This window comes from Caulobacter segnis, from assembly GCF_023935105.1.
In the GTDB taxonomy this organism is placed as follows: domain Bacteria; phylum Pseudomonadota; class Alphaproteobacteria; order Caulobacterales; family Caulobacteraceae; genus Caulobacter; species Caulobacter segnis_B.
Genome location: NZ_CP096040.1, coordinates 4,726,225 through 4,744,957 on the forward strand (window position 1 = coordinate 4,726,225; position 18,733 = coordinate 4,744,957).

The 18,733-nt window shown below is 68.1% G+C and carries 11 protein-coding genes; 6 read left to right on the forward strand and 5 right to left on the reverse strand.

All coding sequences use genetic code 11. From position 1 onward, the window contains the following. Positions 1 to 44: 44 nt before the first annotated feature. Entirely contained in the window at positions 45 to 3,062 is a 3,018-nt protein-coding gene (locus tag MZV50_RS22040) for a TonB-dependent receptor (protein ID WP_252631472.1), read from the reverse strand. 273 nt (positions 3,063 to 3,335) lie between these two features. On the opposite strand from MZV50_RS22040, the gene MZV50_RS22045 reads away from it, so the two are divergent. Then, entirely contained in the window at positions 3,336 to 5,324 is a 1,989-nt protein-coding gene (locus MZV50_RS22045; RefSeq protein WP_252631473.1) for a calcineurin-like phosphoesterase C-terminal domain-containing protein, read from the forward strand. A gap of 12 nt (positions 5,325 to 5,336) precedes the next feature. On the opposite strand, the gene MZV50_RS22050 is transcribed toward MZV50_RS22045, so the two are convergent. Both MZV50_RS22050 and MZV50_RS22055 read right to left on the reverse strand, forming a co-directional pair. Beyond that, entirely contained in the window at positions 5,337 to 6,338 is a 1,002-nt protein-coding gene (locus MZV50_RS22050; protein ID WP_252631474.1) for an NADP-dependent oxidoreductase, read from the reverse strand. A gap of 48 nt (positions 6,339 to 6,386) precedes the next feature. After that, positions 6,387 to 7,850 carry an efflux transporter outer membrane subunit gene (locus tag MZV50_RS22055; protein WP_252631475.1) on the reverse strand — a complete coding sequence of 488 codons (1,464 nt, stop codon included), beginning with the start codon at positions 7,848 to 7,850 and terminating at the stop codon, positions 6,387 to 6,389. An 84-nt stretch (positions 7,851 to 7,934) separates the two neighbouring features. Here MZV50_RS22055 and MZV50_RS22060 point away from each other — a divergent pair, with 84 nt between their 5' ends. From MZV50_RS22060 to MZV50_RS22080, 5 genes are all read left to right on the forward strand, one after another. After that, a complete protein-coding gene (locus tag MZV50_RS22060) occupies positions 7,935 to 8,561 on the forward strand; it encodes a TetR/AcrR family transcriptional regulator (protein WP_252631476.1) in 627 nt (208 codons plus the stop codon). 101 nt (positions 8,562 to 8,662) lie between these two features. Beyond that, a complete protein-coding gene (locus tag MZV50_RS22065) occupies positions 8,663 to 9,757 on the forward strand; it encodes an efflux RND transporter periplasmic adaptor subunit (RefSeq protein ID WP_252631477.1) in 1,095 nt (364 codons plus the stop codon). Then, positions 9,754 to 12,852: an efflux RND transporter permease subunit gene (locus tag MZV50_RS22070; RefSeq protein ID WP_252631478.1), complete on the forward strand. Its 3,099-nt coding sequence runs from the start codon at positions 9,754 to 9,756 to the stop codon at positions 12,850 to 12,852. Before MZV50_RS22065 ends, MZV50_RS22070 begins: the two co-directional genes overlap by 4 nt. Positions 12,853 to 12,937: 85 nt before the next feature. Beyond that, entirely contained in the window at positions 12,938 to 13,549 is a 612-nt protein-coding gene (locus MZV50_RS22075) for a TetR/AcrR family transcriptional regulator (protein WP_252631479.1), read from the forward strand. A gap of 562 nt (positions 13,550 to 14,111) precedes the next feature. Continuing rightward, the gene (locus tag MZV50_RS22080) at positions 14,112 to 15,395 is read left to right on the forward strand and encodes an acetamidase/formamidase family protein (protein WP_252631480.1); all 1,284 of its coding nucleotides are present in this window, start codon (positions 14,112 to 14,114) and stop codon (positions 15,393 to 15,395) included. 56 nt (positions 15,396 to 15,451) lie between these two features. Here MZV50_RS22080 and MZV50_RS22085 read toward each other — a convergent pair whose 3' ends face one another. Then, positions 15,452 to 16,774 (reverse strand): 2-hydroxycarboxylate transporter family protein, encoded by a 1,323-nt coding sequence (locus tag MZV50_RS22085; RefSeq protein ID WP_252631481.1) that lies wholly within the window; start codon positions 16,772 to 16,774, stop codon positions 15,452 to 15,454. Beyond that, on the reverse strand, positions 16,771 to 18,723 hold the full coding sequence (locus MZV50_RS22090) for a CocE/NonD family hydrolase (RefSeq protein ID WP_252631482.1): 1,953 nt from the start codon (positions 18,721 to 18,723) through the stop codon (positions 16,771 to 16,773). Before MZV50_RS22090 ends, MZV50_RS22085 begins: the two co-directional genes overlap by 4 nt. Positions 18,724 to 18,733 lie beyond the last annotated feature (10 nt).

The following is an 18,733-nucleotide window of genomic DNA, read 5'->3' on the forward strand; positions in this document are numbered from 1 at the left end:
GCCGGCGGGGGTTGGGGAGGACCGGCCGGGGACGGGCGCGATCGCTAGAAGGCGACGCGCAACTGGATCCGCGCGTAGCGCGGGGTCTGGTACTCGACCGGCTTGCGGTAGTTGGTGTCCGCCACCCCGCTGCCGCCGACGTCGCCGAACTCGTGGTAGGCGGTCACCGCGTGGCTGTTGAACAGGTTGAAGACGTCCAGCCGCAGCGAGGCGTCGAGCCGGTCGCCCGGCGTCGGGAGGGTCACGACGGCGCTCGCGTTGAACTGGGTCACCCAGTCGCCCTCGAAGGCCGAGCCCCGATCGACGACCTTGCCCTGGCAGTAGAAGCCGTAGCCCTGGTAGCCGTAGGCGGTGGCGTCGACCGCCTTGGGCACGATGCCGATGCAGCTGTACTTGCGCGGCGACTGGACCAGGCCGTTGCCGCCCAGGGTCAGCCAGTCGTTGACCTGATAGCTGCCATAGGCCTTGAAGGTGTGGCGGCGATGGTTGGGCAGGTAGCCGTCGGCGCCGTTCAGGAAGCCCGGCGAGTCGAAGTCGGCCGTGGTGTTGATCGCCAGCTGACCGTTCTCGGAGCGCACGCCGCCTTCGTAGTTCCCCTTCAGGCTGGCCCAGGTGTACGAGCCCGACACCGACCACTTGCCGTCGAAGGCCCGGTCGAAGGTGGCGGTCAGGGCGTTGTAGTCGCGCTTGGGCTTGGGATAGGTCAGGTCCGCCGCCGACAGGGTGACCACCGGCTTGGAGCCGTCCGGCAGGCTGTTGAGGCGGATCTTCACGTCCTCGCCCGGATTGACGATCACCCACTGGCGGCCGCCGCCGAAGCTGGACTGGCACTGGGCGGCCGTGAAGCCGGCCTTGACGCAATAGGCCCGCGCGCCGGTGTCGATGGCCACGTCCTCGATGATGCTGTTCAGCTCGCGGTGGGTGAAATAGGCCCCGACCTTGATCAGGTCGCCGAAGCGGCGCTCGTAGCCGACCACGAACTCGTCGGCCGACTGCGGCTTGAGGTTATGGGCGATCGACTCGGCGGTGTCGGCCACCAGGCCCGAGGCCGAGACCAGGCAGTTGGAAACCTTGGTGTCCGGGCAGGTGGTGACGCCGTTGGCCGTGGTGATCGCCGCGCCGATGACCGGATCGCCGTTGGCGCCGACGCCGTCCAGGCGGTTGTAGCGCGTGTAGGTCACCAGCGAGCCGGCGAACTTCAAGGACAGGTCGCTGGGCAGCGGAAGGTAATAGCGGCCGAAGAAGCCGTAGAGCTTGGACTTGCCGTCGCCGAAGGGGTCGCCCGAGATCGACAGGCGCGGCGCCCACTGGTTGCCCGGGTCGTAGAAGGTCGAGCCGTCGGCGTTGCGGTTGTCGAAGCGGTCGTTGCGCACGCCGGCCTCGACCTGCAGGCGGTCGCCGAACAGCGACCACTGGTCCTGGGCGTAGAACGCCTGGTTGACGGTGCCGAAGCTGCCGCTGTTGCGATAGACGCGGGTCGTCACGTACTCGACGCCGGCCGGCAGGTTGCTCTGGTCCGAGCCGGTCGAGCGGAACAGTTTGAAGGCGCCGCGGCCGATCGTCTCGAAGAACTGGGTCGCCGTATTCTCCTCGTGATCGTAGCCGACCCGCAGGTGGTGGGCGCCGAACAGGTCGAAGTTGAAGTCGGCGTCGGCGCGATAGAACGTCCGCTTGTCGTCGTTGAACGACTGGGCGTCGGTGACCTTGTTCAGGCCGATGTTCACGCCCTCGGTCTTGGTCCGATAGTCGACGACCTGCTCGTGGGTGGTGTCCAGCGGCAGTTGGCCATCGCGGAACTTGTTGACGCCATAGGCCGCCGACAGGGTGAACCAGGGCGTGAAGGTGCCGGTGTAGCGGGCGATGTAGTTCTCGCCGCCCGAACGCTGGTTGGTGCCGCCGGTCTCCGCCCCGACCGTCTTGGTGGCCGGATCATAGTTCAGGCTGCGATTGCGCACGTCCTTGGTGGTGTCGAAATAGGTGAACTCCAGGTGCTGCCGGGAGGTCAGCCAGCCGTCCAGTTTGCCGCCCCAGAACGGCGCGTCGTCGCTGACGCGCGTGGCGTTCGACCCGGACGCCTGGGGCGTGAAGGTCTTCAGCTTGCGCTGGTTGTAGAGCCCATAGAAGAACAGCCGGTCCTTGAGGATCGGTCCGCCCAGCTCGGCGACCCACTCCTCGCGCTCGGCCGTGGCGTCCTCGTAGTTGTTGCGGAAGGTGTTGGGGGCGCTGTCGCGCAGGTCGCCCGGCTCCCAGGTCGCCGTCACCCCACCGTGGAAGCTGTTCGTGCCCGACTTGGTGATGGCGTTGACGAAGCCGCCGGTCGAGCGGCCGAACTCGGCCGGATAGCCGCCGGTCTTGACCTCCACCGACTTGTAGAAGTCGAACGGCACTTCCACGGGCAGCAGGCCCATGCGGAAGTTGGTGATGTTCAGACCGTTCACGAAGAAGGCGTTCTCGATGAAGCTGGCGCCCGAGATCGAGATCTGGTTGGCGAACGTGCCGTTGGCCGATGACGAGCCCTGCACGACGCCCGGCGACATCAGGGCGATGTCGCGCAGCGAGCGGCCGACCGGCACGCGTTCGGCCAGTTCGCCGATCTCGATGGCCGCGCCGGTGGTGGTGATCTCGAAGTCCGGCGTGCGCATGCGGCCGGCCTTGACCACGATGGCCTCGACCGAGCCGACCGGGGCCAGGGTGAACTGGTTCGACGCGCCCGAGCGGCTGATCAGCACCCCCGCCTCCGTATAGGCGTCATAGCCATCGGCGGTCACCGACACGGCGTAGGCGCCCGGCGCCAGCTGCGGGACGACATAGGCCCCGCTGGCGTTGGTGACGGCCGAGCGCTTGACGCCCAGCGCTTCGGCGGTGAGCTGGACCACCGCCCCGGCGATCGGCTTGCCGTCGGCCGACTGCACGCGGCCCGAGGCCTGGACGTTGGTGTAGTCCTCGGCGAAGGCCGGCGCCGTCATCAGCGCGACCGCCGGAATGCTCACGCTGACCAGGGCCAGCGCGCGCAGCGCCAGGACGCCGCCCAGGCGCCGCCCGGCTCGAGTTGGATGCCTCACGACCGACTCTCCCAAAGAGAAATTTGTGCCCGACGAGCGTCGCGGGCCGTCTCGCGGCCGCCACCCCCTCGCCGAGGTCCCTTTAGGCGCGATTTGTGGATGTGATGTGACATTTGTTGATTTCATGTTCATGTCACGCGAGATTGGCTTGCGCTTTCTGCGCATTTTGACCAGAAACCCCGCGAAACCCACACAGAAGTCCAAATGCCGGGCTTCATCAGGGTGTGTCAGACGTCCGCCACACAGGGGACGTCTTCAGCCGAGGGACCCGAGGTGACCAAGACTTCCCTGCTGATCGCCCTGTCGTGGGCGATCCTTGTCGGCGGCTGCGCCGGCGCCGCCCAGGCCGCGCCGGCCGATCCGTATTTCGCCGACATCGACGTGCGGCATGACGCGCGCGCGGACCAGGCGACCATCGCCGGCGTGGTGTTCGACGACGCCAATCGCAACGGCCGGCTGGACGCGGGCGAGCGCGGCGTGGCGGGCGTCAAGGTGTCCAACAGCCGCGAGGTGGTGCTGACCGACAAGGCCGGCCGCTACGCCCTTCCCGTTCGCCCGGACATGGCGGTGTTCGTGGTCCAGCCCAGCGGCTGGCGCGTGCCCACCGACGAACGCTGGGTCCCGCGCTTCGCCTATCAGCACAAGCCCGCCGGCTCGCCCAAGGCGCTGCGCTATGACGGCCTGCCGCCGACCGGTCCCCTGCCCTCGGCGATCAACTTCCCGATCATTCCCAGCAGCAATCCCACAAAAACCGGTCAGAACTTCGCGTGCGCGGTGCTGGGCGACGTGCAGCCGGCGTCGAACATCGAGGTCGGCTATGTCCGCGACTCCCTGGTCCGCGAGATGCTCAACGCGCCCGAGAAGCCAGCCTGCCTGCTGGCCCTGGGCGACATCGTCAGCGACGACCTGCACCTGATCCCGCGCACGGCCCAGGTGATGGGCGCGCTGGGGGTCCCACAGTGGTGGGTGCAGGGCAACCACGACTACGACCACGACGCCGACCACGACATCGACAGCTCCGACACCTGGCGACGGCTGTACGGCCCCAACAACTACGCGTTCGAGATGGGCCAGGTCGTGTTCATCGTGCTGGACAACGTCTCGTTCCCCTGCGGCGAGGACCCGCGCGAGGCCCGCGAACGGCCGTTCTGCAAGCAGTACTGGAAGACCTATGCCGGCCGCCTGCTGCCCGACCAGATGACCTTCATCGAAAACGTGCTGAAGACGACCGATCCGAAGAAGCTGGTCGTCTTCGCCGCCCACATCCCGTTCGTCGGCTTCGACAACGCCGAATCCCAGCCGCACCAGACGGCCAATCTCGACGAGCTCTACGCCCTGGTGAAGGGCCGCCCGGCGCTGGCCCTGACCGGCCACAGCCACACGCTGGAGAACCTGGCCCCCGGCGACTCGATGGGTGGCTGGAAGGACACGGTCGGGGTCTCGACGATCCCGTTCCGCCACCTGGTGGCCGGGGCCGTGGCCGGCGACTGGTGGGGCGGCGACTACGACATCGACGGCACGCCGATGAGCATCCAGGGCGACGGCTCGCCGCGCGGCTATGTCGATTTCGCCGTCGAAGGGACCCGCTACACGCTCGACTACCGCGCCAGCGGCCTGCCGCGCGATCGGGCCATGTGGCTGTCGGTCAGCACGCCGCGCTTCCGCGCCTGGGCCGACAAGATCTTCGCCTGGCGCGACGCCCCGGAAGACGGCCGCGATCCGGTCCCGCCGCTCAGCGTCCAGGACCTGCCGGACGTGAAGCTGCTGACCCCGACGGATCTGCGGGGCGAGAGCTGGCTGACCGCCGATGTCTGGATGGGCGACTCGACGACCAAGGTCATGGTCGCCATCGACGGCGGCCCGCCCCAGCCGATGATCCGCACGCAGGACATGAAGGGTGAAGGCGTCAGGAGCGGTTCGGCCTATTCGGATCCCTTCGCCCTGCAGCGCCAGCTGACCATGGCCCGCGCGGCGATCCAGAGCCAGTCGGGCGATCCGGAGACGCAGGGCTACGTCCAGGGCCGCCAGAAGCGCCTGCCGCCGATGCCGCCCCAGCCGCGCGGCTCCCGCGCCGACCACTCGCCGCACCTGTGGCGCCGCGACCTGCCCACCGACCTGGCCGAGGGCATGCACACGGCCGTGGTCACCGTCACCCGCGACCAGGGCGCGCCCTCGCGCGACACGCTGGTCTTCGAGGTCCGCCCCACCCGCCCGAAGCCGACCTTCGACTTCGACCATTGGAACCGGTTCAAGAACCAGTAGCGGAGCGGCGGCCTATTTCAGGCTGACCACGACCTTGCCCTTGGCCCGTCCCGTCTCGAGATAGGCCAGGGCCTCGTTCAGGGCCCGGAAGGGGTAGGTCCGATCCACTACTGGACGAAGGCTTCCGGCCTCGACCAGGGCGGTGATCTGGCTCAACTGCTGGCCGTTCGCGCGCATGAACAGGAACGCATAGGCCACGCCACGGCGCTTGGCATTCCCGCGAATGCTCGAACTCAGCAGACCCAGGATCAGCCGCAGGCCCCAGTTCAGGCCCTGTTTCCGCGCGAACTCGGGGTCCGGCGGGCCCGAGAGCGAGATCAGCGCGCCGCCCGGCTTGAGCACATCGAGCGACTTCTCGAGAGTGTCGCCCTCCAGGCTGTTGAGAACGACGTCATAGCCCGACAGGACCTTTTCGAAGGCTTGCGTCTTGTAGTCGATGATCACATCGGCCCCGAGGCTTCTGACCAGGTCGACGTTCGCCGTGCTGGTGGTTGTCGCGACCGTCGCGCCCAGATGTTTGGCCAGCTGGATGGCGACCCCGCCGACGCCGCCGGAGCCGGCGTGGATCAACACCTTCTGCCCCTTCTGGAGCCCAGCGTGTTCGACCAGCGCCTGCCAGGCCGTCAGGCCGACCAGGGGGATGGACGCGGCCTCCGCCATGCTCAGCCCCTTGGGCTTGAGCGCCAGGTCGGCCTGGTCGACGGCGATGAACTCGGCGAAGCCGCCGATGCGGCCATCGCGCGGCCGGCCGTAGACCTCGTCGCCCGGCTTGAAGCCGCGCACGTCCGGGCCGACGCGCACGACCGTGCCGGCGATGTCATGTCCCAGGACCAACGGCGGGCGATAGGGAAGGACGAGCTTGAACGCGCCGTCGCGGATCTTCGCGTCCAGCGGATTGAGGCCGGCCGCGTGGACCTCGACCAGGACGTCGCCGTCGCCCAAAGCGGGCTCTGGCAGATCGCCCAGGCGCAGCGCGCCCTTCTTCTCGTATCGATCGAGGATGAAGGCCTTCATGGCGGACCGTACTCCAAATATCGCCGCGCGCTGGGGTCAAGACCAGCTTCAGTCGGCGGCCGTCTCGCGCCAGCCGCCGCCCAGGGCTCGGAAGGACCGGACGGCCGCGCGGGCGGCCTCGGTGTCGGCCTGGGCGCGCGCGTCGCGGGCCGCCAGCAGACGGCCGTCGGCGTCCAGGACCTCGATCAGGCTAACCGCGCCCGCCTTGTAGGCCAACTCCGACGCCGTGCGGGCCTTGGACAGCGACTGCTCGCCGTCGACCAGGATCCGCGCCTCGTCCTCGCGCTTGACCAGGCTGGAGAAGGCGTCCTCGACATCGGCCGTGGCGCGCAGCACCGACTGCTGGTAGGCGGCCAGGACCTCAGCGTTGCGCCCCTTGGCCGCCTTGATCTGGGCGTCGACGCGGCCGAAGTCGAACAGGCGCCAGCGCAGGCCCAGGATGCCCTGCGCCTGGTTGGCCGAGCCCTGGAAGAGGCCGCCGCTGGCCGTGCTGGCCGTGCCGACCAGACCGGCCAGCGAAAACTTGGGATAATATTCCGAGATCGCGGAGCCGATCGCCGCGTTCGACGCCTTCAGCCGCCACTCCGCGACCGCCAGGTCGGGGCGACGACGGATCAGGTCGGCCGGGCCGACCGCTTCCGTGATGGCCGGCGCGCGCGGCGGCGGCGAGGCGGCGGCCAGCAGCGACCGCGTCGCGCCGGGCTGGGCGCCGAGCAGCACGTCCAGCGCGTTCATGGCCGCCTCCAGCCCCTCCTCCAGCACCGGCACCTGGGCGCGGGTCTGGGCCAGGGCGCCCTCGGCCTGATGCAGTTGCAGTTCAGAGGCGACCTGACGGCTCTGTTGCAGGCGCACGGTCTGGACCAGCTTCTCCTGCGTCTCGACCTGGCCCCGCGCGATCGCCAGCCGCGTCTGCAGGCCGCGGATCACCAGATAGGTGTCGGCCGTCTGGGCCGCGACCGACAGGCGGGCGGCGGCGACGCCGACGCGGGCCGCCTGATAGTCGGCGACGGCCGCCTCGCGATCACGGCGCAGGCCGCCGAACACGTCGATCTCCCAGCCGCCGGTCAGGTTGGCGTCGTACTGCGAGCCGTCGCGGTCGAAGCCGGGCGCGGCCGAGGCCAGCCGTCCCGTCGGCGTCTGGGTCGAGAGATGCGACCTGGCCGCGCTGGCCTGGACGGCGCCCGACGGCAGCAGGGCGGCGGTGGCGGCCGTCAGGCCCGCCCGCGCCTGGGTGACCCGCGCCGTGGCCTGGGCCAGGTCCAGGTTCTGGGCCAGGGCGCGATCGACCAGCCCGTCGAGGACCGGATCGTTGAAGCCCTTCCACCAGGCCGCCTGGTCGAAAGACGTGGAGGCGACGGGCGCGGCCGGCGCGACGCGCTGAGCCACGGCCCCCGCGCCGAGGAACGTCCCGGCCACCGGCGACGACGGCGCCTTGTAGTCGGGGTCCACGGCGCAGCCGCCGATCGTCACACCGGCCAGGGCGAGCAGAGCCAAGCTCGAAACCGATCGCATCGCGACCTCCTCGTAAATCAAGTGACCATATGCTGATCTGGTCACTCGTTGTCAATCCCGAGGTCCGATGCTACCTATTTGGGCATGACCACCGACGCCCTCCATCCAGACCTCGCCGCCGGCCAACGCGGGCCGGCCGATCACGCCATCCGCCAGCAGATCATCGACGCGGCCGACGCCCACTTCGCGCGCTTCGGCTATGGCAAGACCACCGTCGCCGACCTGGCCAAGGCGGTCGGCTTCTCGAAGGCCTACATCTACAAGTTCTTCGAGTCCAAGCAGGCGATCGGCGAGGCGATCTGCGCCCAGTGCCTGGAGAAGATCATGTCGGCGGCCACGGCCGCCGTTTACGAGGCCCGCACGCCGACCGAGAAATTTCGCAAGCTTTTCAGTACCATTACCGCGAAGAGCACCGAACTCCTGTTCCAGGAGAAGCTGCTGTACGACCTGGCCGCCAACTCGGCGACCGAGCAGTGGCCCTCGGCGCTGGGCTATCTGGCCCGGGTCGAGGCCAGCTTGCGCGAGATCATCCTGCAGGGCCGCGAGGCGGGCGAGTTCGAGCGCAAGACGCCGATCGACGAAACCAGCTCGGCGATCATGCTGGCCATGCAGCCGTTCATGCATCCGCTGCTGCTGGAGTTCAATCTGGACGGCCTGCCCGAAAACCAGACTCGGGTCATCAACCTGATCCTGCGCAGCCTGGCCCCGTAGCGAACGCGTGACTGGCGCGTAAAATTCGATAGTGACCAATTGACAATTTGGTCACTTGGCACGATGTGGGGGTCTCCGCTCAAGGCAGGACCCCTTTCGCCATGTCGCATCGCTTGCTCATCGCCGCCCTGGTCGGCGGCCTGACCGCCCCGCTCGCCGCGTGCGGCGGCCATGACGCCGCCGTCGATCCCCGAACCCGGCCGCCAGTGGTGCGGATCGCCACCGCGCCGCTCACGGCGGACGGCGGGCGCCAGTTCACCGGCGTGATCTCGGCCCGGGTCGAAAGCCAGCTGGGCTTCCGCGTCCCCGGCAAGATCGTCGAGCGTCTGGTGGACACCGGCCAGACCGTGCGCCGGGGCCAGCCCCTGATGCGCATCGACGCCACCGACTACGTCCTGGCCCAGGCGGCTCAGGACCAGTCCGTGGCCGCCGCCCGGGCCCGCGCGGTCCAGACCGAGGCCGACGAGGCCCGCTATCGCGACCTGGTCGCCGCCGGCGCGGTGTCGGGGTCGACCTACGACCAGATCAAAGCCGCCGCCCTGGCCGCCCGGGCCCAGCTCCAGGCCGCCGAGGCCCAGGCGCGGGTGTCGCGCAACACAGCCGGCTACGCCGTGCTGGTCGCCGACGCCGACGGCGTGGTGGTCGAGACCCAGGGCGAACCGGGCCAGGTGGTCGCCGCCGGCCAGACCGTGGTGCGCCTGGCCCACGCCGGCCCGCGCGAAGCCACCATCGCCCTGCCCGAGACCCTGCGCCCCGCCGTCGGCTCGCCCGCGACCGCCTCGGTGTTCGGAAACGACGCCGCCGCCAGCCCCGCCCGCCTGCGCCAGATCTCGGACGCTGCCGATCCCCGGACCCGCACCTTCGAGGCGCGCTACGTGCTGGACGGCGCCCTGGCCTCGGCCCCTTTGGGCGCGACGGTCACCATCGCTCTCCCCGGTCCGGCCAAGACCGCCGGCCGCACCGTCCCGCTGGCCGCCATCTACGACGCCGGCAAGGGTCCGGGCGTCTGGATCGTCGATCCCAAGACCTCGACCGTCAGCTGGCGCGCCGTGCGCCTGGCCGCCTTCGGCGAGGAAACCGCCACCGTTTCGCAAGGCCTGACCGGCGGCGAGCGCTTCGTGGCGCTGGGCGTCCACATGCTGCACCAGGGCCAGCGCGTTAGCCCGCAAGACCTCAAGGCGGAGGCCGCGCGATGAGCTTCAATCTCTCCGCCCTGGCGGTTCGCGAGCGATCGATCACCCTGTTCCTGATCATCGCCATCACCTTCGCCGGCGCCTTCGCCTTCATGAAGCTGGGCCGCGCCGAGGACCCCAGCTTCTCGATCAAGGTCATGACCATCGTCACCGCCTGGCCCGGCGCCACGGCCCAGGAGATGCAGGACCAGGTCGCCGAGCCGCTGGAAAAGCGGATGCAGGAGTTGAAGTGGTACGACCGCTCGGAGACCTTCACCCGCCCCGGCCTGGCCTTCACCACCCTGACGCTGAAGGACCAGATCCCGGCAAAGGAGGTTCCCGAGCAGTTCTACCAGGCTCGCAAGAAGATGGCCGACGAGGCGCCCAACCTGCCGCGCGGCGTGCTGGGTCCGTTCGTCAATGACGAGTACGGCGACGTCACCTTCGCGCTCTATGCGCTGAAGGCCAAGGGCGAGCCCCAGCGCCTGCTGGCCCGCCAGGCCGAGACCCTGCGCCAGCGGCTGTTGCACGTGCCGGGCGTCAAGAAGGTCCAGATCATCGGCGAGCAGCCGCAGAAGATCTTCGTGGAGTTCAACCAGGCGCGCCTGGCCACGCTGGGCGTGAGCCCGCGAGACCTGTTCTCCGCCCTCAACGACCGCAACCTCGTCACCCCGGGCGGCGCGATCGAGACCCAGGGCCAGCAGGTCCAGGTCCGCCTGGATGGCGCGATCGACAGCCTGGACAAGATCAAGGAGACGCCGATCGTGGTCGGCGGCCGCACGCTCAAGCTCGGCGACATCGCCGAGGTCAAGCGTGGGTACGAGGATCCGGCGACGTTCCTGATCCGCAACGGCGGCGAACCGGCCATCGTGCTGGGCGTGGTCATGAAAGACCGCTTCAACGGCCTGGAGCTGGGCGAGAACCTCGAGAAGGAGGCCAAGGCCATTGAGGCCGAGATGCCGCTGGGCATGAGCTTCTCGAAGATCACCGACCAGTCGGTGAACATCGTCGAGGCCTATGACGAGTTCATGCTGAAGTTCTTCGTGGCCCTGGCCGTCGTCATCGTGGTCAGCCTGATCAGCCTGGGCTTCCGGGTCGGGGTGGTGGTGGCCATGGCCGTGCCGCTGACCCTGGCCGGCGTCTTCGTGATCATGCAGGTCACCGGGCGCGACTTCGACCGCATCACCCTGGGCGCGCTGATCCTGTCGCTGGGCCTTTTGGTCGACGACGCCATCATCATCATCGAGACGATCGTGGTGAAGATGGAGGAGGGCAAGGACCGGATTTCGTCGGCGACCTATGCCTGGGGCCACACCGCCGCGCCGATGCTGGCCGGCACCCTGGTGACGATCATCGGCCTGATGCCGGTGGGCTTCGCCAAGTCCACGGCCGGCGAATACGCCGGCAACATCTTCTGGGTCGTGGCCTTCGCCCTAATCACCTCGTGGTTCGTGGCGGTGATCTTCACGCCCTATCTGGGCGTGCTGATGATCCCCAAGATCAAGCCGATCGAGGGCGGCCACGCGGCGATCTACGACACGCCGCGCTATCGCAAGCTGCGCGCCCTCGTCGTCTGGACAGTGGAGAACCGCATCAAGGTGGCCGCCGGCGTCGGCGCGGCGATGGTCGCGGCGGTGCTGATGATGGGCGGAATCAAGCAGCAGTTCTTTCCCGGCTCGGACCGCCCCGAAGTGCTGATCGAGGTGCAGATGCCGGAGGGCCAGAGCATCGGCTCGACCAGCCAGGCCGTCGCCAAGGTCGAGGCCTGGCTCGCCAGGCAGCCGGAAGCCAAGATCTTCACCAGCTATATCGGCCAAGGCGCGCCGCGGTTCTTCCTGGCGATCTCGCCCGAACTGCCCGACCCGTCCTTCGCCAAGATCGTGGTGCTGACCCCGAACGAGAAGGCGCGCGATGCGCTCAAGACGCGCCTGCGCCAGTTCGCGGCCGACGGCGCAGTCCCGGGCGCCAAGATCCGCGCCACCCAGATCGTGTTCGGTCCGCCCTCGCCGTTCCCCGTGGCCTTCCGGGTCATGGGCCCGGACGCCGATCGCGTTCGCCAGATCGCCGGGCAGGTCAAGGACGTGATGCTGCGCAACCAAGGCATGCGTCAGGTCAACACCGACTGGGGCGAGCGCGCGCCGACCGTCCATTTCGTGCTCGACCAGGACCGCCTTCGCGCCTTTGGTCTCAGTTCCGCCGACGCCGCCCAGCAGCTGCAGTTCCTGCTGACCGGCGTGCCGGTGACCCAGGTGCGCGAGGATATCCGCTCCGTCGAGGTCGTGGCGCGCACCCGCGGCCAGGACCGTCTCGACCCGTCGCGGATCGGCGCCTTGACCCTGGTCGGCGCGGCGGGCGAGCGCATTCCGCTCGACCAGATCGGCAAGGCCGAGATCCGGATGGAGGACCCGATCCTGCGCCGCCGCGATCGGATGACGACGATCACCGTGCGCGGCGACATCGACGAGCGCCTGCAGCCGCCGGACGTCTCGACGCAGGTCCAGACGGCGTTGCGGCCGATCATCAAGACCCTTCCGGCCGGCTACAGGATCGAGATGGGCGGGTCCATCGAGGAGGCCAACAAGGCCAACGCCGCCCTGGCCGTGGTCTTCCCGCTGATGTTCATCCTGATGATGGTGGTGATCATCTTCCAGGTCCGGTCGCTGTCGGCGATGTTCATGGTGCTGCTGACCGCGCCGCTGGCCCTGGTGGGGGTCGCGCCGACCCTGCTGATCTTCCATCAGCCGTTCGGGTTCAACGCCATCCTGGGCCTGATCGCCCTGGCCGGCATCATCATGCGCAACAGCCTGATCCTGATCGGCCAGATCCAGATCAACCAGGCGGAAGGCCTCGATCCCTTCCACGCCGTCGTGGAGGCCACGGTGCAGCGCGCCAGACCGGTGATCCTGACCGCGCTGGCGGCGGTGTTCGCCTTCATCCCGCTGACCTGGTCGGTCTTCTGGTCGTCGATGGCTTACACCCTGATCGGCGGCACGATCGGCGGCACGGTGCTGACCCTGGTGTTCCTGCCGGCGCTCTACGCCCTGTGGTTCAGGATCCGCGCGGGCTCTCACGCCGACGCCTCGACGCCCCCAGCCCCGGACGCGGCCACGGCCGTCTAGGGCTCGTCATCCCGGCCCTTGTCCGCGAGGGCCGGGATGCGGTCGCGGCGTCGCCGCGCCCCTCGCATCGGAGGTCGCCAAGCCCATGACCAGCCCGTCTCGGCCCTCGCGGAACGAACGCCGGCGCGCCCTGACCCGCGAACGTCTGATCGCCTCGGCGAGCGAGCTGTTCGGCCGCGTCGGCGTCCGCGCCGTCCGGGTCGACGACATCGCCGCGGCCGCCGGGGTCACCAAGCCCACCCTCTACCGGCACTTCCAGGGCAAGGAAGACCTGGTGATCGCCTGCGTGCGCGCCGAAGGCCTCAGGGCCCGGTCTGACATGGCGGCCAGCGTCGAAGCGGTGGGCCCTGCGCCGGCCCGGCGCGCCCTGGCGATCGCGCGCCATTTCGCCGAACTTTTCGCCCAGGTCCCATGCCGGGGCCTGCTCATCGTCGATCTCGCGGCGGAACATTTCGATCCCGGCGATCCGGTGCTCGAGGCGACACGCCTCGAACTGGAGGCCCTGCAAGAGGCCATGGTCGCGCTGCTGTCGCCGGCTCGCCCCGCCTGGGCCCGCGCCGCGGCGAGCCGCCTGGCCCTGGCGGTGTACGGCGCCAGCGCCGTCTGTCGCGTGCTCGCCCCGGCGGTCTGCGAAACCCTGATCGATCAGGCGCGCGCCATCCCCCTGGATCGCGAGGCGACCAGCGTGGCGTCTTAGGATGTCGGGGAGAATGGTGGACGCGACAGGGATTGAACCTGTGACCCCTACGATGTCAACGAACAGAACACCAGACAATATCATTAATTTACAATGACTTAAGTTTTCGCGCGTTCCGCTTTGTTCCGGGTTTTTGGGCTTATTCTGGGGGGACTCTGGGGGGAAATTTCAAGGTCCGCTTGGGTGGGATCGAACTGCAGACTCCGAAATTGAGGCTCGATCCCGCGCAAGTGCAGAGAGCGAACACTTGGGTTGCCACCACCAGCAACCGTCGCTTCCGATCCATTCCAGCCCTTGAGGCGCGAACCTTCAGGCGGCTGCGCGCCATTTGCTGACGTTGGCGTCCCTGCAACTTTCGGACATTCAGGTGCCCGCGCCGATGGCAAACTTCGCCCATTGCGGTCGAACCTGGTGCGTGCTCGCAGCCTGGTTTCCACTGTAACTGCGTCTTTTGAGGCGGTGTGAAACAACGTCGGCTATGGGCCAGAGCAAATCTTTCAGAAGCTTCATTTGTCAGGGGCGAACGCTTTGTCGAACTTGCGTCTGCCATTCGGAGAACGCCATGCGCGCCCTGCTGTTGTTGTTCGCTGTTCTCGGGGCCTCGTCAGCCTATGCAGCGCCCCAAACCTGGCTCCTCGCGGTGGACCGATGGGGAAACCAAGAGCATCGCGTTCTCACCGTGGCGACGACGGGAACGACGCTTTCGGGGTCGCTCGACGGGCGGCCGGTAACCGGTCGTGATGATGGGAATCGATTGACCTTCGAGACCGTCGACAGTGATGGCGCGCTCTATCGTTTCGAGGCGACCGCGCGCGGTGATCGATGGACGGGCTGGGCGGACTATCCCGACACCGGCAACGCGGCACGGGTGCGTCACACTTTCAGCGCCCAGCGGCTGAACATCCCCGAGGGCCCTATCCGCCGGTTCACCTATGAGCCAACGCAGTTCTCAAACACCTTCACCGCCGACTTGCCCCCGGCCCTAGTCATACGACCGGGGGACATTGTGTCGACGCGTACGATCGACTCCGGCGGCGTGGACGACCGCGGGCGCGTCGTCGCGCTCTATGGCAATCCACAGACCGGGCCATTCTTTGTCGCAGGCGCGAAATCTGGAGACGTGCTGGCGGTTCACATCCGTCGGCTGTCGCTCAATCGCGATTATGCCGACAGCCTCGACGGCTTGACCGGGCGGGCGATGTCGTTGGGATTGGCCGCGAAGGCGGCGGGCCTTGGCAAACGGGTTCGGTGGCGACTCGACCGTGCGGCAGGACTAGCAATCCTGGAAGACGCGACGGGCCACCTGAAGGAATATGCCGTTCCGGTCCGCCCGATGTTGGGCGGGCTGGGCGTCGCGCCCGACTTCGGCTTTCCACCGCAATCGGCGGGCGATAGCGGCCGCTGGGGCGGCAACATGGACTTCAACGAGGTTGTGGAGGGCGCTACGGTTTATCTGCCGGTTTTCCAGCCGGGCGCCATGCTTTTCCTGGGAGACGGCCATGCGCTGCAGGGCGACGGCGAAACGACCCAATGGGCGCTGGAGACATCTCTCGACGTGGAGTTCAGCGTCAAACTTCTGTCGCCGCGGCCGCTCGCGAGCCCAAGAATAGAGACCGATCGTCGGATCAGTGTCTTGGGTCAGGCCCCCTCCCTAGACGAAGCCGTACGTGCGGCGAGCAGCGCCATGGTTCAATGGCTCGAGCAAGACTATAGCCTCAGCACGGCGGAGGCTTCGCTGGTTCTCGGCGTAGCCGCAGAATACCGCGTGGCCACGCTGGCTGGGAGGAACGCCGGTGTAGCGCTGAGTATCGAACGCTCGCGCCTGCCCGGTCCAAAGCGCGACTAGCGCCATAGGCGGACTCTGCGTCCCCACCTGAAAGAAGACATTCAAACGGCCAGCCGTCAGCGCCAGCGCGCGAACAGGGCCAGAATTACCGTCACCGTGATAGCTCCGCCGATCCGCGTGGCGATCTGGGCGAAGGGCATCAGCTGCATGCGGTTGGCCGCGGTCAGGATAGCCACGTCGCCGGTGCCGCCCTGTCCCGAGTGAGTGGCGTTCACGATCGCCGCTTCGATCGGATAGAGCCCGACCCAGCGCGAAGTGACGAAGCCCGTGGCGATCAGCGAGACGACCGTGACGAAGATCGTGATCAGGGTCGGCAGGTTGAACGCCTGCATCAGCTTCTCCCACGGCGTCTTGGCCACCCCGATTGCAAACAGCAGCGGATAGGTCACGCAGACCTGGAAGAACCGGTAGTTGGCGTAGGCGCCCTGCTCCAGCGATGGCGGGGCCAGGCGGGCCAGCTTGATGACAACCGCCAGGCCCAGCATCACCACCGGCCCCGGCCAGTGGAACAGCGTCTGGGTCAGGCCGCCCAGCAGATAGAGCACCGCCACCATCAGCAGGGCCGCGCCCAAGGTCTGGGTCGACACGGCACCGCCCACCGACGCATGGGCGGCCGGCGACGAGGTCTTCTCGCCGGGCTGCAGACGTCCCTCGCCAGTCAGTTTGGGGAACCGACGGCCCAAGAAGTTAAGACCGCCCGCCAGGACGATGGCGCTGAGACTGCCCAGCATCACCGCCGGCAGCACCTCGGCGAAGGCCTCGCCCTGCGGCTGGCCCGAAAAGTGGGCATAGCCGATCGACAGCGGGATCGCTCCCTCGCCCACCCCGCCGGCCATGATCGGCGCGACCACCTTGAACAGCGTGTGCTTGAAGCCCAGACCCAGCGCCACGCCGGTCGAGCAGCCGACCACGAAGGCGACGATCGAGCCCAGGGCCAGCGGTATGAAGATCTTGCCGAAACCCGTGATCAGCGACTTGCGATCCATGCCCAGGATGCTGCCGACCACGATCGAGGCGATGAACAGGTAGAGGAAATTCGAGTTCTCGGTGAAGTCCGAGATCGACTTGACCAGCACCTGCGGCAGCAGGCCGGCATACTCCAGGTAGGACGGCGCGAAGGTCGCGAAGATCGCCGCGAAGCCCAGGCGGTTCAGGATCGGAATCTGTTTGCCGATCTCGGCGCACAGGAAGCCGCCGGTGATCAGGAAGGCGATGTTGGCCAGGATGTCCGACGGCGCCTTGCCCATGGCGACATAGGCGCCGGAAAGGCCCATGACGATCAGCAGCAGCGGCATGGGCGCGACGCCCAGCCGGGTCTCCATCAGCGCCCACCAGCGGGTCAGGAGCGGCCCGGGCGCGGTGTCTTCGACGGAGCTCATGCGCGCCTCGGGATGATCGGCAGCACCACATGCGAGGGCCGCGTGGCGTCGACGTGCACGGTGTTGCGGGCGACCTTGCGGGTCAGGCCCACGCCCTCGGGCGCGCCGGTGTTGGGATTGACGTCGAACTTCGGAAAGTTGCTGGACGACACGTCCAGCCGGATCCGGTGGCCCTTCTTGAACAGGTTCGAGGTCGGGAAGGCCTCGACCTTGATCCGGTAGACCTGGCCCGGCGTCATCATCTCCGGCTTCTCCCAGCTGTCGCGATAGCGGCAGCGGAGGATGCCGTCGGTCAGGTTCAGGGCGTAGCCGGCCGGGTAGTCCTCGCTGGGCGGATAGAGGTCGATCAGCTTGACGACGAAGTCTGTGTCGACCGCGTCGGACGAGATCCACAGCTCGGCGGTGATCGCGCCGGTGACCTCGACATCCTCCTTAAGGGGTTCGGTCTGGAAGACCAGCACGTCGGGACGCGCCTCCAGCGGCAGGAACGGTTCGCGGGCGCCGTAGACGTCCTCGGTTTCGCGCTGGTCAAAACCGCCGCCGCGCATCAGCGGCTCGCCCGAGGTGACCGCACCACCGATGGTCGGGACCGGATCGGACGGGTCGAAGTCGTAGCTGAGCGGCGCGATATCGGCCGACGGCTTGTCGGTGCGCAGACCGCCGTCGGCGCCCAGATAGAAGGCCGTCTCGCGCCGGTCCGGGATCGGCCAGGAGGCTTCGCTGCGCCAGACGCCACCGTGGTTCAACCGGCCCTCGGCGGTCTTGCGGCCGTCACCGCCGCCCATGACGAACAGACGCACGGCCGGCTCGGCCGCCTTGGCCGGCAGGCCCTTCAGGTGGCGGTCGTACCATTTCAGGCGCTGGCTAAAGAAATCGCCGCCGCCGTCGGCATCGATGGTTGAGGTCGGGCCGAACTCGACGTCACCCGAGTGCGTGGTGGAGCGCGCGCCATGGGTCCAGGGGCCAAGGATCAGCCGCTGGGCGCGACCGGCCTTGTTCAGGCCCACGAAGTTGTCGGTGGCCGTGCGCGAATACGGGTCGTACCAGCCCGACATGTGGACCATGTCAACCTTCGGGAAGGTCGGGTAGTAGCCCTCGGCATAGATGCCGGCCTGCTTCCAGAAGCCGTCGAAGTTCCCATGCTCCCACTGCTCGTAGACATAGGCCTCATAGTCGGGCTGCAGGCTGATCGGCGTGTGTCCGCGCTTCCAAGGCATGCTGGCGAACCAGGCCTTGAGGTCGACTGTCTTCAGCGCCGCCAGCAGGCGCGGGTCGTTCTGCGCCGCTTGGCTCTCCAGGCCGAGGTTATAGGCCCACGTCACCTGCTTCAGCTCGAACGCCCCGCCCTGACGAATGCCGCCCTGATAGGCGTTGGAGAAGCCGCCGCAGTCCAAGAACATCGCTTTCAGGCCGGGCGCATTGAGGCAGCCCAGCGCCATCTGGGTGTGGGCGGCGTAGGACAGGCCCATCGTCCCAATCCTGCCGTCGCTCCAAGGCTGGCGGACGATCCAGGCGCAGGTGTCGTAGCCGTCCGCGCCCTCGCTCAGATACTTGATGAACTCGCCTTCGGAGTCGTAGCGCCCGCGGCAGTCCTGGAAGATCACCACATAGCCCTGCGATACATAGATCCGGGCCACGTCGGCGCGGAACCGGGGCGTCTTCTCGGCCGCGGTGATGTCGCGGAAGCTGGCGACATTCCGGCCATAGGGCGTGCGCTCCATGATCACGGGAAAGCGGCCGGCCACGGCCTTGCCGTTGCGGGCGGGCCGGTAGATGTCGGTGGCCAGCCGCACGCCATCGCGCGTCTTCACGCCGACATTGCTGTCCAGAACCATATCGAAGGGTTGTTCGGGCGCCGGCGCAGCCAGCGCGCCGGCCGAGCCGAACAGCCCGAGGAAGGCCGCCGCGCCTCCAAAGGCGCGGCGGGTGATCGGCGAGGTCGCCACCATGTACGCGGAC